A 15,939-nucleotide genomic window follows, 5' to 3' on the forward strand; every position below is an offset into this window, starting at 1 on the left:
GCTCGCGGCACGCCGTATGGGCGCGGTGCTGGGGTCCGCAGTATCGAACTGACTGTCGAACCCTCCGCGAGGCGACGTTTTCGATTTCGCGCGGGTGATCAACACCGCGGAACTACTTGCCGAGGAGGACATCGTCCGCGTCGCAAGATGGCCTGACTCTGTCCGCGCGAGTGTCCTTCCTAACGTGACGCTAGGTGCCACGGTCGAACCCGTGCTCCAACGCCTATGGGAGGAGGTACCGCAAGAGTACGCAACTGAAGTGCATCAGCTCGGAGTTCAGCTCGCAGAGTGCGGGCTGCCACATGTGTGGCGGGCGCGAATTCTGGCGTCGGAGAGGGAGTCGTTGTCAGCTCGAGGCAGATACCCTGACATCAGTGCCCGCCGAGACAGCGTCGCCGTTGGGCGATTCCCGGCCCCCGCACGTGGGCGTCGTTTGAGGATGCCAACCGCACGAACGGGCCCCGCTCGCGGGCAATGCTCGCTTGGGGATCCTCGCGTCCCCGATCGGCGCCGGGACTACTGAAGAGTGGCGCTGCTGAAGGCCACCGCGATGACGTCGCGGAGGTCGGCTTTCCGGCCGGCTTGTCGGGCCGCCTCGAATGATTCGGCCGTCGATCCCGCTCGGACTGCGCGGAGGGTCCGAGCATGCAGGGCGAACCGTTGATCGTAGAAGAGTCCCTTCCGCTCCCGGATGACTTCGGCGGCCCCGAAGAAAAGCCCGCTGCGTTCGACTTGACCTTGCTTCGTCGCGACGGCGAACAAGCCCTCCATGGCGAAGGCGACGCCATTGGCGCTGTCCATTTCGGTGGCCATGCGGAGTTGCTCGAGGAATTCGTGCCGGGCCTCAGGAAGATCGCCTGTGAGTACCCCAACCCATCCGAGGTTGTAGTGCGCGACCGACGCACCCAGTTGGTCGTTGATCGAGCCCGAGAGCACGAGTGCCTGGCCGAATCGTCGCCGTGCGCCGGCGTAATCTCGTCGGGCCAGTGAGAGATACCCGAGGGTTGTCTCGGCGAACCCGCGGCCGAACGGGTCACCTGTCGCGACCATCAATTGGTGGCATCGGCGGGCGTCTATTAGTGCACCGGGATAGTCGGGGATCGGCCTTGCCAACTTGGCCGATATCAAGGCGATGAGCGTGACGGCTTCACCGAGCGGATCGTGAGTGGTACGGAAGAACTGGACGGCGTTCCTCAACCTCCGCCGCACCGAGGCGTTCGACTGTCCGAACCACGTCGCCGGCCAATACGCGTAGAAGCTAGCGATGGCAAGCGCCCGCCCCGATAGCGCCCCGCTGTCTATCGCGCGCTCAGCCCATCCGGCGACCTCGGTGAGCTGGTCACCTGCCCACCAGAACCAGAGCACGGGCCACATGCAGTCCATGGCTCGGTCGGGCCGGTCGGTCGAAATGAGGTGGTTGATCGCGGCACGCAACTCATCGCGTTCGTCGACCAGTCGCGACATCCAGCGTCGCTGCTCGGCGGTCATCAGCGCTCGCCCGGCCTGACCGGTCAGTTCCAGGTAAAACTGTGCATGCAGGTCGCGCGCGTTGATCGCATCGCCGTTGGATTGGAGTGTGTCTCGCGCATACTCGCGGATGGTGCCCGGCATCGTGTACCAGGCCCGTTCGCCGTGGTCTTGCTCGCGGATAAGGTTGCCCTCCACCAACGCGCTCAGGGCGTCGAGCGCCTCCGTCGGGTCCGCGGTTTGGGCCATGGCGATGGCTGCCTCCAGAGAGAAGCCCCGCTGGAACACGCCCAGCCGCAGCAACAGCTGACGTGCGACCTCGTCGAGAAGCTGGGTGCTCCACTCGATGGTCGAACGCATCGTGCGTTGGCGTGCCGGCAGGTCCCGCGCACCGCCCGCCAACAGTGGCAAGGTGTGGTCGAGCCGCTCGACCATCGTTCCAGGGCTCATGACCTGTATGCGCGCCGCCGCGAGTTCGATCGCCAACGGGACGCCGTCGAGTGCAGAGACGATCGACGCGATTGCGTCGGCGTTTTCGGGGGTTTCATGGAAGCCGGGCTTAGCTACTTGTGCCCGCTCCAGGAAGACCTGCGTTGCCACGTCGATGGGCATCGGTCCGAGTTCGACGATTTCTTCGCCACCGACCCGCAACGGGACCCGGCTCGTCGCGAGGATCGATGCCTTCGTGGCGGCGAGAAGTTCCGCCAGCCTCGGGCTAGCAGCCACGACCTGCTCGACGTTGTCGAGAACCAGGAGCATTCGACGATCCCCGAGGGCAGTACGAACTGCCTCATCGGGTGACCGCTTTCTGGGGTCCCTCACGCCGAGAGCTTTAGCGACGGCGTCCATGACGAGCTGTGGGTCGACCACCGGGGCGAGATTGACAAACGCGATGCCGTCTGGGAACCGCGCATCCGCCGCGCGCGCTGCGGCGACGGCAAGCCGGCTCTTACCTATCCCTCCAGGACCCGTGATCGTCACCAATCGATGCTCGTCGGTGCCGAGCATGCGGGTTACCTCAGCGACCTCGGCGTCTCTGCCTCGTAGCAATGTCCGCGGTGTGGGTAGGCCGACCATCGCGGTGGACGCCACGTCAACCTCGGGTTCACCGAGTCGACCTTGCCGCGGGCTCGTCGTGTCGAAGCGCTCGGCCAGAAGGGTCGCGAGGTCGCTGGTGACAAGGTCGGAAAGCTCGTGCGGTTCGTGGAACGTGACGTATGACGCCTGATCGTCCTCTCGGATCCGCGTCAGCAGGCCCTCCAGCCGCTCCTGCCGGTTCTCGCTGAACTTCAAATAAATCAGCTTCGGGATGTCCGGCGCGAGATTCCACTCATCCTCCAAGCCCGACACCGCTTCACCAGGCGCGACCCACCCGTACTGCTCCCAATACAGGCCGATGAAGATATCGCTCTGCTCCAGATACGCGCGATAAAGCTCCCGTGGCGGATGCGGGCGCGCGCCCAGCTCGAACATCACTGGCGCCATCGCTAATCGCTCTATGGATGCCCGGACGGCGCGCCTCTCCGCCTCAAGCTCACGCAACGTTGAACTCACGAAGACCCGCAAGCGCTGATCCGGCGTTCGAATCGCACGGGCAACCCCGCTCATGCGGCCAGTCTCGCGCTGCCCGCACTGACTGTCCAGCGAGAGAAGCGGACCGGTCGTGCACGCTTAGGGATGCCGACCGAACGGCCGGAAGACGGTTAGTGTCGTCCCGCTTACGTGCGTTGCCCGTTTGAGGATGCTCGGGGCGATCACGGACTCATCAGACTGTGAACCCGCAATCGACTCTGGGAGAATCCCCGCATGACCGATGAGAGCGACGACGCGGGCGGCTCATCGCTCGCGAACTACCTGCGTCTCCCCGTCATCGACCAATGCCGCCTCGCATACAACGCCGTGGGTGAAACGGAAGGAACCGAAGCCGCAGACTTGCGGCGCGCATTCGCGAGGCGAGTAACCACGGCGATGGCAGCCCAGCGTGGCCTCACGCCCGGCACCCCGGAGTACACAGCAGCGGTCAACAAACGTGGTTCCGCATCAGGGAGCATCTCTATAACCGAGCAGGCCGTTACCATTCGGGTGAACACCTGGAAGTACATGATCCGAGCCGGCATTGCTCCGTCGCGCTACGTCGCCGACGCGGCCTACGCCCTGGCTAACGCGAGTGTGGCGTCCGAGGATCGCTTCGTGTCCGGCGCGATTCAGAGGATTCGCGCCGGCGCCGACCCAGAAGGCGCCTTCCTGGATGCCGCCGAAGCTGTGAAGACCGCCGCACGATCGCGACGGGGCGCTGCTGGTTAGTCTGCGCCGCCAACTGTCGGGGTTGCCTGGAGTGTCCGTCTTGGGAATCGACGACGCACGCCACGGTGCCTCACCGTGCATCGCCCGCATATGGATCGTCGAGTCTGTCCGTCACCGAGTCGCGGACAGTGCAGCCTCCAGGGCTGAGACACCTTCTTCGCGGCCCCGCGCGATAAGCTGCTCGGCTTCGCGGATGCGCTCCGCAACGTCGGGGGACGTGGACGGCGACGCCAGCGCCCAGTACGCGCTGTCGAGCAGTCCCCTCACGTAGAGGCTGAGCGCGAAACCTTCATCGACGGGAACAATGTGTCTGAAGTTGCCGACCGCGTCGACCGCGGCAGTCAGGACCCGCGCTGCGTCAGGATCACCGTCGCGCGCCAAGGCAAGCCCACGATCGAGCTCATCCGCCAGATCGCTGCGGGTTGAGGGCAGTCGGCGGAGTGCCTCAGCACGGACGATGATGTCACGAGCCGTCGACGATCGACCGGAATCAGCTGCGGAATGGTCGGTCATCGGAATTGCACCGTCTGCGCGGTCCGGAGAGTGGTCACTGTGGCATCGTCGAGATCAACGCGGATCACCTCGACCCCCATGTCGATCAGCGCCTGCGTCAGCCAAGCCTTCGGTCGGTGAAGGTACGACTCAACGGCGTGGTCGGCGACCGCGAGGATGAGCCTCTTCGCACCCACCTGACGGCCAATCCATGTCAACTTCAACGCATCGGTCGCGAGCTTCTTCGACTGACCGCCCCGAAGCGCTCCCTGATGCGCGTAAGCCTCGACCAGGACGCTGAGATCGGCCGTGGCACCATCTAGCTCGACCCGGCCGCCATTGCCCGTCGGAACCGAAGTCTTCGCGAGCGGCTCGCCCAGTTGCGCACTGAGGGCGGCGATAATCGCCACCTCAGCTTCCCGCTGAGCTCGCGAATCCGAGGGATGCTCTCCGTTAGACACAACCATGAGCCTCCCAGGATCACGCTCCGGCCGCACCCCATGGTCCCTCTACCTGCGCTGCACGCAACGGGATCGTCAGCATCGAGGGGAGGCACCGCGGCGGTCCGTCGAGGGTCGTCGTGGGGAGGCGCTAGTCGACGACGAAGGCTGTGAGGTCATCCTCCTCGTCGCCACGCGCGTGACGGTAGTAGCCGAGCAAACGATCCAGCGCTCGCGGACTGATCGCACCGCTGTCGTAACGCCCCACTTTCCGCGCAAGCTCTGCCTTGGTCCGGACTCTCCCGTAGAACCCGGAGATCGTTTAGCAACCTCCGCATGGTCTCCAGTTGGGCGAGGTCGTGCTCGGCCGGCACTCACCCATAGTGGGCGATGCGTTCCGTCAGGCAGTGGCCGCAGAATCCGAAGTATCGGAAGGTGCCCTTCTCGTGCTCGAGGTCGAAGACCGCACGTACTTGGTCCATCCGACACTTCGCTGTGGGATCGTCAAGCTTCGGGGTGTGGCCACAGTGCGCCTCGTGAAATACGCAGCCATGCTCCGTGGCCCATGCCAGCACAGTGGAGGTGTCATCGTTCCACCACCTCTCCCGAAATCGCCACGCACGCAGGTCTTGGTGTCCAGGCGTCGCCGCCCGTCGAAGTCCTTCGGGTTCCACAAGCTCGACCATGATCTCAACCACCCTCGCCAGTCGCACGCGCGGTGCGCTCGTCGAGTTGCTGCGTGCGGCGAGCGTCGTCAAGGGCGCGCTCGGTTTGCGGCAGGTTCAACGCAGCCTCGACGATCGGCATGAGATCGGTCGGAATCATGAACATCGGCACCGCGCCCGCGCGATCCACCTTCAGGACATGACTCGCGTCGTCCGGGAGCAGACCTGTCTTCTTCATCGCCTCGATGTGCTTGGAGATTGCACCAGTCTGCCCCTTGAGCCCGCTATCGCCGATGGAGAACAGCGCGCGAACTTCGGGATCCCTGCGCGTTCCTCCGGCGCGAGCGACGAAGCTCACGAGGAGCAATTGCCAGGGGTGTACGCGCCCAAGAAGCAGTGCCATTCGATCAACTGTCCAACCTCCCCACGCGTCGGAGTCCACCGACGTCTCAAGGGCGCCTGGAAACCAGGCGTCGATCTTCAACGCGAGCTTGCTGAGGAGGGCCAGGTCGCCCTGGATGCTGAGTGTGCCGTTCATTACGTCTCCCCTTCATGCACGTTCTAAGAGCGAGACTAGAGTGCAGCTAGCTGGATGTCTAGTTTGTCTTCAAATCCCATCTTGAAAAGTGATACTTGATGGATCGGCCAGACAACGATCGCTGAGATGTCGGGTTTCATCAGCAGAGTTCGCGGCAGCGCCTTCCACGCGGAAGGCTACGTCTGCACGGCGTGGAACCGCTTCCGCGCAATGCCCGCATACGGATGGCGACCGAACGCTCCGATGGCCGCCCGCGTCCGGCCGCTGCCGGGGAATGCTTGTTTGGGGTGCTCCGCTGCGGACGGACCTACTTCTTCCCGCCGAAGAGCCCGCCGAGAAGTCCGCCGATGTCAATGCCGCCCGCGGAGGATTCCCCGCCGGAGCCACCGCCGCTGAGCAATCCACCGATGATGTCCCCATGCCGCCTCCGCCCGCGGAGGTACCGGAGCCGGCCGGGCCTGCCGCGCCACTCTGCTTGTTGGCGATCAGACCGAGGACAAAGGGCGCCAGGATTGGCAGGAGCTTCCCGAACTCGACGCCAGGCCGTCTGAGGCTTCGCGGATCGACGCGGGCTAATGGGCGCGCCTTATGCGCCGTCTCGTTCAGGTCGTTTCGCGCACCACGAGGTGAGCGTCGGTCTCGGGACCGGCGAGCGGAGGAGCGGATCCGGTGGCTGCGCTGAGTGCCAGCTGGGCGAGGAATCGGCCGAGACCTGCATTGTCGACTCGCACGGTTGAAAGTGCGGGGACGAGGAGTCTGGCGAGGGGTGTGTCATCGTGTCCGACGATCGCCAGCCGTTCAGGTACCGCGATGTCGGACCGTAGCGCGGCGCCCAGCAGCATGGCCGCGATGTCGTCGTTGTAGGCGACTACGCCGTCGACGCTGCGGTCCATCCAGCCGCGCAGCTGGTCCGCGGCGGTGTCCTCGCTGATCGTGGCCTCGGCGACGAACCCCGAGCCCGTGTGTGCCTGCAGTGTCTGTCGTGCGAGGTCGCGTCGCTGTGCGACGAGATCCGCGATCCGCGGATCGCCCGACCCTGCGAAGGCGAGCCGTCGACGCCCTCGTGCAATGAGGTGCTCCACCTGCAGCCGTGGCCCGTCCACGAAGCCCAGCTCCCCGTCAGCACCTTCCTCGCCTGCGGCGACCGGCGGCATGATGTGTTGCACACCGCTTGCGCGGATCTCGGTGAGCTGTTCCCGGGTGAACGGCGCCATACCCATGATGACGTCAGGGCGGAGCGTTTCCCACAGCGGTCGCGCCTGCCCGCCGGGATGCGGGGTCATCGTGACGAGCGAGTAACCGGCTTCATCCAGCGCGAGCGAGGCCTCGTCGAGGTGCGTCCGCATGCTGTAGTCGAGTGGCCAATCCGGCAACACCAGCAGGACGATCCGGCTCCGGCCGCTCGCCAGAGCCTGCGCCGCACTGTTCGCGCGATAACCCAGCCGCTTCGCCTCCGCCAGAACGCGGTCCCGCGTCGCCGCCGGAATGGTCTGACCGGGGGTGTCGTTGAGCACGAATCCTACGGTCGCCCGTGACAGGCCCAGAGATCGGGCGACATCGGCCGCGGTGACTCGCTTGGCCTGTGCTCCGGGCATCTGATCTCCTCGTGCGACTTGCGCGTGCTAGTGGAGATACCGTAGCATCCTGAATCAGCAACTAGCACGCGCTAGCAACTCATCCTGACAATGGAGTCTTTGAAATGACCCCGAGCAACGAAGAACCGCTCATCACCCCTCTTCCTGCGACCATCCCCGCGCCGACGGCCAATGCCGTGGAGCTGGACGAGGCGGCCCACCCGGCTCCCGAGCTGCCGAAGGTGGGCGCTCGCTACATCTGGTTCATGGTGCTGGCGCAGTTCGGCGTCTTCATGGCCTTCATCACGCCGCTGGCGATCTCGCTCACCATCCGCGTCAACACGCTGGCCCCCGGCCACCCCGAGTACCTGGGGTACATCACCGGCGCCGGCGCGCTGTTCGTGATGCTCACCTCGCCGTTCATGGGCATCTGGAGCGACCGCACCCGCACCCGGATCGGGCGCCGCCGGCCCTTCATGGTGGGTGGGATGCTCGTGGGCGTGCTCTCGCTGATCGTGATGGCACTTGCGCCGAATGTCTTCATCGTGGGGTTGGGCTGGGTCCTCGCGCAGTGGGGTTGGGGCACCACGCTCAGCAACCTGCAGATCTCCACCGCCGACCGGCTGCCCGAGTCGCAGCGCGGCAAGGTCGCCGGCCTGACCAGCTTCGCGACGCAGATCGCCCCCGTCTTCGGCGTGATCCTCGCCCAGTTCTTCACCGGCGACCCGCTCCTGCTGTTCCTGGTCCCGGGTGCGGTGGGTGTGCTCTTTGTCCTGCTGTTCGTGATGCTCGTCCACGAGGACGACAGCCGGGCGCTGCCGAAGGATCCGATCACGGTCGTTCAGCTGCTGTCGAAGTACATCTACAACCCGCGCAAGCACCCCGACTTCTCGTGGAACTGGCTCGGCCGCTTCCTCTTCTACACCGGCATCACCTTGAACACGACCTACACGGCGTTCTTCTTCGCCGACCGCCTCGGCATCAGCGTCGAATCCATCGCGGGCATCATCGCCTCGCTCAGCCTGGGCGGCATCCTCGCGGTGACCCTCGGTGCCATCGGCGGAGGCTTCCTCTCCGACCGTCTGAAGCGGCGACGGCTGTTCGTGCTGCTGGGCGGGGTAATCATGGCGGCCGGGATGCTGCTGCAGGCGTTCGCCACCGACATCACCTTCCTCATCGCCGGGTCGCTGATCACCTCCGTCGGACTCGGCCTGTTCGCCGCGGTCGACCAGGCGCTGCTGCTGGACGTGCTGCCCGAGCGAGAGACGGACGCCGGTCGCTTCATGGGCATCACCGGATTCGCCACCTCGATCCCGCAGTCCATCGCCCCGCTCGTCGCCTCGGGGATCCTGCTCATCGGCGTCACGGGTGACGAGCGAAATTACACGCTGCTGTTCATCGTCGCCGCCGTCGCGGTGGTCCTCGCCGGCGCCGTCGTGCTCCGCATCCGCTCCGTCCGCTGACCCGTCCCGCAGAAAGCACTGTCGCTGATGTCTCTCACCGTCACACCCGTCCGCTTCGAGCACCACCGCCACGCCTTCGGGATCGGTCACGCCCGCCCTCGTCTGTCGTGGATCACGACGGATGCCCCGGACGGCTGGTCGCAGGCCGCCTACCAGGTGCAGCAGCGCGGCGGTGAGAGCATCCGCGTCGAGAGCAGCGAGTCCGTGCTCGTCCCGTGGCCGTTCGGCGCGCTGAGGTCGCGGGAACGCCAGGAGGTCCGTGTCCGCGTACACGGCGACGACGGGTCCGCCAGCGGATGGAGCGACTGGGCGGTTGTCGAGGCCGGACTGATGGAAGCATCGGACTGGTCCGCGCAGTTGGTCGGTCCGGCTGATCCCGACATCGCCTCACCCCTGGTGCGCGGGTCCTTCACCGCGCAGCGCGGCGAGGTGGTCCGGGCGCGGGTCTACGCGACGGGCCACGGGTTGTTCCAGCTCGAGCTCAACGGGCAGCGAGTCGGTGATGACGAGCTGGCTCCCGGTTGGACTGCTTACGAGTCCCGGCTGCGGTACACCACCTATGACGTCACCCAGCTGCTGCGGGCCGGCGTGAATGCGATCGGCGCCTGGCTGGGCGACGGATGGTGGCGCGGTTACCTCGGCTGGGGCGAGAAGAAGGCGCTCTACGGCACCGATCTCGGGGTGCTCGTGCAGCTGGAGATCGACTACGCGGACGGCACCCGGCAGACCGTCGCCTCCGACTCGGACTGGATGGCCGGCACCGGCCCGATCCGTTCCGCGGACCTCTACAACGGGGAGGACTACGACGCCCGGGCATTCGACCCGGCTTGGTCGACGACGGATGCCTCGGCCGCGGGCTGGGCGCCGGTGGCGGTGCGCGACCTCGGCGACGTGCAGCTGGTCTCACCGGACGGCCCGCCGGTGCGGGTCGTCGAGACCCGCGCGGTGCAGAACGTGCTGACCTCCCCATCGGGCGCCACCATTGTGGACTTCGGACAGAACCTGGTCGGCCGGTTGCGGATCACCGTCTCCGGCAACGCCGGCACGACGATCACGCTCCGCCACGCCGAGGTCCTCGAGCACGGGGAACTCTCCCTCGAACCGCTGCGCGGTGCGAAGGCCACCGACACCTACACGCTCGCCGGCGTCGGCGAGGAGACGTGGGCGCCCCGATTCACCTTCCACGGCTTCCGCTACGCAGAGATCACCGGATGGCCCGGCGAGTTCGACCCCGCCGCGGTGACGGCGGAGGTGATGCACTCCGACATGCACCGGACCGGCTCGTTCGAAACCGACAACCCGCTGGTCGACCGGCTGCACGAGAATGTGGTCTGGGGGATGAAGGGCAACTTCGTCGACATCCCCACCGACTGCCCCCAGCGCGACGAACGGCTCGGCTGGACCGGTGACCTGCAGGTCTTCGCCCCCACCGCAACGTACCTGTACGACTCCGCCGGGTTCCTGGTCTCCTGGCTGAAGGACCTCGCCGCGGAGCAGAAGAAGTACGGCGGCACCCCGATGGTTGTCCCCGCCATCGTCACCGGCTACACCGGCCCCACCGCCGGATGGGCGGACGCGGCCACCGTGGTGCCGTGGACCATCTACCAGGCCTACGGCGACCTCGGCGTACTCGAAGCCCAGTTCGACAGCATGGTCGCCTGGGTCGACGAAGTGACCGCGGCCGCGGGCGCAAACCGGGTGTGGAGCGCCGGCTTCCAGTTCGGCGACTGGCTCGACCCGACCGCCCCCGCCAACCGCCCCGAACAGGCGCAGACCTACCCCGAGATCGTCGCCACCGCCTACTTCGCACGCTCCTCGCGCATCGTGGCCGACACCGCTTTACTCCTCGGGCGCACCGCCCAAGCCGAGAAGTACGGTGCGCTGGCCGACGAGGTAAAGCGGGCGTTCGTCCGCGAGTACGTCTCCGGCTCCGGACGCCTGCTCTCCGACTCGGCCACCGCATACGCCCTCGCGATCACCTTCGACCTGCTCGACGACGCCGACCAGCGGCAGCGCGCCGCCGACCGGCTGGCGGAGATCGTCGCGGGCAACGGCTACAAGATCGCCACCGGGTTCATCGGCACGCCGATCATCACCGACGCCCTCAGCGCCACGGGCCACGCCGACGTCGCCTATCGACTGATGCTGCAGACGGACGCCCCGTCCTGGCTGTACACCGTCGAACAGGGCGCCACCACCATCTGGGAGCGGTGGGACTCACTACTGCCCGACGGCACCGTCAATCCCAGCGGCATGACCTCGTTCAACCACTACGCCTTCGGCGCCGTCGCGGACTGGATGCACCGCGTGGTGGCCGGTCTCGCTTCCGCGGCGCCCGGATACCGGCGCATCCGCGTGGCCCCACAGCCGCCGCGGCGCGGGCTGACGTCCGCCTCCGCCAAGCTCGAGACCCCCTACGGCACCGCGGCCGCGGGGTGGGCGCTGGCCGACGGTCATGTGCGGGTCTTCGCGACCGTGCCGGTCGGGACCACGGCCGACGTCGTGCTCCCCTCGGGCATGACCTTCAAGGTTACGGCGGGCACTCACGAGTGGAGGGAGCCGTTCGAGGTGGACCCGGAGGGTGTCCGCCAATTCACGGTGGACTCGCGGATGGCCGACATCGCGGACCACAAGCCGGCACTCGAGGTGCTGACCGGCGTGATCGCCAAATGGGTGCCCGGCGCGGCCGAGCACATGTCCGGCGGGCTACGCGGTCAGGACGAGATCACGCCGCGGCAGATCACCGGCATGCTCCCCGACCCGGCCGGAGTGCTCGCCGACCTCGAACGCGGCTTCGCCGCCCTCAACGCCGGCGACGACATCCCCGCCGACATCTACACCGTCACCGAGCCGCCGGCGGACGACGCGGAGTTGCAGCAGAAGGCAGCGCTGCTCTCAGGCCGCGACTTCTGGTCCACCCGCGACAGCGCCGGGGTGGCATCGATGGTGATGGTCGACGGTCCGCACGGCGTGCGACGTCAGGACGGCACCGCCGACAACCTCGGCTTCAACGACTCGCTGCCCTCCACCTGCTTCCCGCCAGGCGTGGCGATGGGCTCCAGCTGGGATCCCGCGCTGATGCGCGAGGTCGGGGTCGCGCTCGGGGAGGAGGCGCGCGCGCTGAACGTCAACATGATCCTGGGACCGGCGATCAACATCAAGCGATCCCCCCTAGGCGGTCGCACCTTCGAGTATCTCTCCGAGGACCCTCTGCTCACCGGCATCCTCGCGACGGAGTACGTGCGCGGCGTGCAGTTCACTGGTGTGGGAACGTCGGTGAAGCACTTCGCCGTCAACAACCAGGAGACCGACCGCATGCGCGTGAGCGCCGAGGTCGACCCGCGAGCACTGCGCGAGATCTACCTGCCCGCGTTCGAGCGGGTCGTCAAGGACGCGGCACCGACGTCGGTGATGAGCGCCTACAACGCGATCAACGGCGTCTTCGCCTCGGAGAACCGCTGGCTGCTCACCGAACTTCTCCGCGACGAGTGGGGCTTCGGCGGTCTCGTCGTCTCGGACTGGGGCGCCATCAAAGACCGCGTCGAAGCGCTGCAGGCGGGTCTCGACCTCGAGATGCCGGGGACCGGTGACGAGGGCACCGATGCGATCCTGCAGGCGGTCCGCGACGGCCGACTCGACCGCGCCGTCGTCGAGCAGGCCGCCGCCAGGGTCGCGGCGCTGGTCGACCGTACCCGGATGCCCCAGGGAACTTCCAAGTTCGATGTGGACGCGCACCATGCGCTGGCGCGCCGAGCGGCGGCCGCCGGAGTGGTGCTGCTCCGAAACGAGAACCAGGCGCTGCCGCTGCGGGCAGGGCAGAAGGTCGCCGTGCTCGGCGCCCTCGCCGCCGAGCCGCAGTACCAGGGTGGCGGCAGCTCGCATGTCAACCCGACCCGGCTAGACATCCCGCTCGACGAACTGCGCGCAGCCCTCGGCGACAAGAACATCTCCTACGCTCCCGGCTATGGCGAGGGGGATGCCGTGCAACTGCGTGTGGATGCCGCTCGCGCTGCCGCGGCGGCGGATGTGGCCGTGGTGTTCGTCGGCCTCTACGAGAAGGACCAGTCCGAGGGGTTCGACCGTACCAGCATCGACCTCCCCGCCGAGCACGTCGCTCTCATCGATGCAGTGGCCGGCCGCGCCGGACGCACCGTCGTCGTCCTCTCCAACGGTGGCGTCGTGACGCTGGAGCCGTGGCACGACTCCGTCGACGCGATCGTCGAAGGATGGGCGCTCGGACAGGCCGTCGGCGGAGCACTTGCCGACATCCTCACCGGCGCGGTGAACCCCTCCGGGCGGCTCGCCGAGTCCATCCCGCACCGCCTGCAGGACACCCCCTCATTCCTGAACTTCCCGGGCGAGAACGAGGTCGTCCGATACGGCGAAGGGGTCTTCGTGGGGTACCGGTACTACACCACCGCCGAGCAGCCGGTGCGATACCCGTTCGGTCACGGACTGTCCTACACCACCTTCGCCCACGAACAGGTCGAGGTGGTCGCCACCGGACCCGACAGCGCGCTCGTCCGGGTCACCGTCCGCAACACCGGCGCCGTCGCGGGGGCCGATGTCGTCCAGGTATATGTCTCTCCTGCTGACTCACCCGTGCATCGCCCGGTCCGCGAGCTCGCCGCGTTCCAGAAGGTGCTGCTCGAGCCCGGTGAAGCCCGCACCCTGGAGCTGAGCTTGGAGCGGCGTGCTTTCGCCTACTGGGACACTGTGAAGGACCGCTGGCGCGTCCAGCCGGGGACGTACGGCGTCGAGCTCGGCCGATCCTCCGCCCACATCACCGCCTCCGCACCACTCGACCTGGAAGGCGACACCGATCGACCGGAGCCGCTGAGCCTGGACTCGACCGTCGGAGAGTGGTTCGGCCACCCGACCGTCGGGCCGGCGCTGATGCACGCGATGATGGCCAACGCCACGCCGGAGCAGCTGGCCGCCGCGGAGGCCAACGGCAACATGCTGAAGATGGTCGAGTCCATGCCGATGGGACAGTTCGCCCGATTCCCCGGCGTCGAGATCTCCGACGACGCGCTCAACGAACTTGTCGCCCTCAGCCTCACCCGCTAAGCGCGCCGCCACCCGCGCGCATTGTCCCCGGCTCCCTCCGGAGGTGTCCCATGCGCGGGAGCAGCGACCTTGCAGCCCAGGTCGCGCCCCTTCGGGTGCCGCTGCCGATCGAAAGAAGCAGAGATGAAAAGACTGCACGACCGGGTTGCCCTCGTCACCGGCGCCGCCTCCGGCATCGGCCGCGGCACGGCCCTGCGGCTCCTCGCAGAAGGTGCCGACGTCTACGCCGCCGATATCAACCACGACTCCCTCACCGCGCTGACGGGATCCGTCACGGATGATCACACCCGCGCGCGACTGCGCATCCGGCCCATCGACATCGGTGACGAGGCATCCGTCGCCGCAGGCGTCGCGGCGGTCGTGGAAGAGGCCGGCCGGCTGGACGCGCTCGTGAACGCTGCGGGAATCCTCACCGCTGGACACACCCACGAAACCAGCCTCGACACCTGGAACCGGATCCTTCAGGTCAACCTCACCGGCACCTTCCTGATGGTGCGGGAAGCTCTTCCTGCACTGTTGCGCTCCGCACATGGCGGCCGGGTGATCAACTTCAGCTCCACGTCCGCGTTCTACGCCCACCCCTACATGGCTGCGTACTCCGCCAGCAAGGGTGCGATCGCCTCCTTCACACACAGCATCGCGTTGGAGTACGCCAAGCAGGGGCTGCGCGCGGTCAACATCGTCCCTGGGGGCATCGAGAGCGGCATCACCGCCAGCACCCCGGGACTCCTTCCCGCCGACGCGGACTGGACACTGCTGTCCAAATTGTCCTCCGCACTCAAACCGGCGGGAGAGTTCGGCAAACCGGCCGACGTCGCGGCCATCATCGCTACCCTCGTCTCCGACGACGGCGCCTTCATCACCGGCACCGAGATTCGGGTCGACGGCGGCGCCCACATGTGACGGCGTCAAGCCGCTCCACCGACACACAGAACCAGGTATCTCATGTCGATTCGCGCACTGGCGATGGATGCCATCGTCAAGCGCCTCATCGCGCGATCCGGCAACGCGGACGTCTCCGCAGAGATCGCCCGTCGCTACGCCCAGGGACCGCCCGCCCCCGCCGCGGTACCGCCCTCGGTTCAGAAGCGCTTCCACGTCAGCGAAGAGCGAGTTGCCGGTTCGCCGGTCGTCACCCTCCGTCGCCGTGACGCGTCGCGCGGACGCGCCGTCATCTTTCTCGCCGGAGGCGGGTACGCGCATCCCATCTCGTCGGCGCACTGGCAAGCCGTCGCCCAGTATGCAACCGATGCCGAGATCGACGCCGTCGTTCCGCTTTACGAGGTCGCTCCCTTCGGTGACGCGTCGCGCGCCCACAGGTTCGTCGCCCGGGTCCTCGAAGATCAGATCGCGCAGCGCGGCGCGGGCGAGCTGTACCTCGCCGGCGATTCCGCCGGCGGAGGCCTGGCGCTGAGCGTTCTGCAGCGGCACCCGGAGGGCATCCGCGCCGCCATCCTCCTGAGTCCGTGGCTGGACGTCGAACTCGAACACCCCGCAGCGGACGTGCTCGAAAGATGGGACGCCATTCTCGATCCTGTCGAGCTGCGGCAGTGGGGTTCGGCATGGGCAGCCGACCTGCCGACGTCCGACCCGGCGGTCAGCCCGATCCACGGCCGACTGGTGGGGCTGCCGCCGGTGCACCTGGTCTCCGGAGGTCGCGATCTCCTGCTGCCGCAGGCGCTTGACGCCTACGGCAGGCTGCGAAAGGCCGGTAACGCCGGCAGCCTCACCTACTCTCCCGACGCCAATCACGCCGTGGGCCTCAGCGGCTCGGCTACGCCGGAAGCAAAGCGCGTGCGCGACGAAGTCGTCCGTGTCCTGCGATCCTGATCAGGAAGAAGCTCACCATGTCGACACTTGAGAGAACGTCACCGGCCGCCCATCTCGCCGGGGCGACTTGGATCACCACGCCGGAGCCCGCGCCGC

The 15,939-nt window shown here is 67.1% G+C and carries 10 protein-coding genes; 5 read left to right on the forward strand and 5 right to left on the reverse strand.

Going from position 1 to position 15,939, the window contains the following annotated elements; genetic code table 11:
- Positions 1–516 precede the first annotated feature (516 nt).
- Positions 517–3,075: a DUF4062 domain-containing protein gene (locus tag ACZBH1_RS06470; RefSeq protein ID WP_463645856.1), complete on the reverse strand. Its 2,559-nt coding sequence runs from the start codon at positions 3,073–3,075 to the stop codon at positions 517–519.
- A 198-nt stretch (positions 3,076–3,273) separates the two neighbouring features.
- Here ACZBH1_RS06470 and ACZBH1_RS06475 point away from each other — a divergent pair, with 198 nt between their 5' ends.
- Entirely contained in the window at positions 3,274–3,771 is a 498-nt protein-coding gene (locus ACZBH1_RS06475; RefSeq protein WP_463645857.1) for a hypothetical protein, read from the forward strand.
- A 111-nt stretch (positions 3,772–3,882) separates the two neighbouring features.
- Here the strand turns inward: ACZBH1_RS06475 and ACZBH1_RS06480 are convergent, their stop codons facing one another.
- The 4 genes from ACZBH1_RS06480 to ACZBH1_RS06495 form a co-directional block, all read right to left on the reverse strand.
- Positions 3,883–4,284 (reverse strand): hypothetical protein, encoded by a 402-nt coding sequence (locus tag ACZBH1_RS06480; RefSeq protein WP_463645858.1) that lies wholly within the window; start codon positions 4,282–4,284, stop codon positions 3,883–3,885.
- Entirely contained in the window at positions 4,281–4,673 is a 393-nt protein-coding gene (locus tag ACZBH1_RS06485) for a hypothetical protein (protein WP_463645859.1), read from the reverse strand. The genes ACZBH1_RS06480 and ACZBH1_RS06485 overlap by 4 nt, the downstream gene beginning before the upstream one ends.
- Positions 4,674–5,393: 720 nt before the next feature.
- The gene (locus tag ACZBH1_RS06490; RefSeq protein ID WP_463645860.1) at positions 5,394–5,906 is read right to left on the reverse strand and encodes a hypothetical protein; all 513 of its coding nucleotides are present in this window, start codon (positions 5,904–5,906) and stop codon (positions 5,394–5,396) included.
- A 602-nt stretch (positions 5,907–6,508) separates the two neighbouring features.
- A complete protein-coding gene (locus tag ACZBH1_RS06495; RefSeq protein WP_378879226.1) occupies positions 6,509–7,501 on the reverse strand; it encodes a LacI family DNA-binding transcriptional regulator in 993 nt (330 codons plus the stop codon).
- Between the two features lie 104 nt (positions 7,502–7,605).
- On the opposite strand from ACZBH1_RS06495, the gene ACZBH1_RS06500 reads away from it, so the two are divergent.
- The 4 genes from ACZBH1_RS06500 (at position 7,606) to ACZBH1_RS06515 (ending at position 15,843) form a co-directional block, all read left to right on the forward strand.
- Complete coding sequence (locus ACZBH1_RS06500; protein WP_463645861.1) at positions 7,606–8,943, forward strand: MFS transporter; 1,338 nt, start codon at positions 7,606–7,608, stop codon at positions 8,941–8,943.
- 27 nt (positions 8,944–8,970) lie between these two features.
- A complete protein-coding gene (locus ACZBH1_RS06505; protein WP_463645862.1) occupies positions 8,971–14,013 on the forward strand; it encodes a family 78 glycoside hydrolase catalytic domain in 5,043 nt (1,680 codons plus the stop codon).
- A 69-nt stretch (positions 14,014–14,082) separates the two neighbouring features.
- A complete protein-coding gene (locus ACZBH1_RS06510; protein ID WP_463645863.1) occupies positions 14,083–14,916 on the forward strand; it encodes an SDR family NAD(P)-dependent oxidoreductase in 834 nt (277 codons plus the stop codon).
- A gap of 42 nt (positions 14,917–14,958) precedes the next feature.
- Entirely contained in the window at positions 14,959–15,843 is an 885-nt protein-coding gene (locus tag ACZBH1_RS06515) for an alpha/beta fold hydrolase (RefSeq protein WP_336394054.1), read from the forward strand.
- The last annotated feature ends 96 nt before the right edge of the window (positions 15,844–15,939 follow it).

The organism is Microbacterium sp. ZXT2-5 (genome assembly GCF_055329545.1).

Bases quoted from the DNA above. Each gene is read 5' to 3' on its own strand.
- ACZBH1_RS06500 (WP_463645861.1), top strand. From the start codon at position 7,606: ATGACCCCGAGCAACGAAGAACCGCTCATCACCCCTCTTCCTGCGACC.
- ACZBH1_RS06495 (WP_378879226.1), bottom strand. From the start codon at position 7,501: ATGCCCGGAGCACAGGCCAAGCGAGTCACCGCGGCCGATGTCGCCCGA.
- ACZBH1_RS06505 (WP_463645862.1), top strand. From the start codon at position 8,971: ATGTCTCTCACCGTCACACCCGTCCGCTTCGAGCACCACCGCCACGCC.
- ACZBH1_RS06475 (WP_463645857.1), top strand. From the start codon at position 3,274: ATGACCGATGAGAGCGACGACGCGGGCGGCTCATCGCTCGCGAACTAC.
- ACZBH1_RS06470 (WP_463645856.1), bottom strand. From the start codon at position 3,075: ATGAGCGGGGTTGCCCGTGCGATTCGAACGCCGGATCAGCGCTTGCGG.
- ACZBH1_RS06480 (WP_463645858.1), bottom strand. From the start codon at position 4,284: ATGACCGACCATTCCGCAGCTGATTCCGGTCGATCGTCGACGGCTCGT.
- ACZBH1_RS06515 (WP_336394054.1), top strand. From the start codon at position 14,959: ATGTCGATTCGCGCACTGGCGATGGATGCCATCGTCAAGCGCCTCATC.
- ACZBH1_RS06490 (WP_463645860.1), bottom strand. From the start codon at position 5,906: ATGAACGGCACACTCAGCATCCAGGGCGACCTGGCCCTCCTCAGCAAG.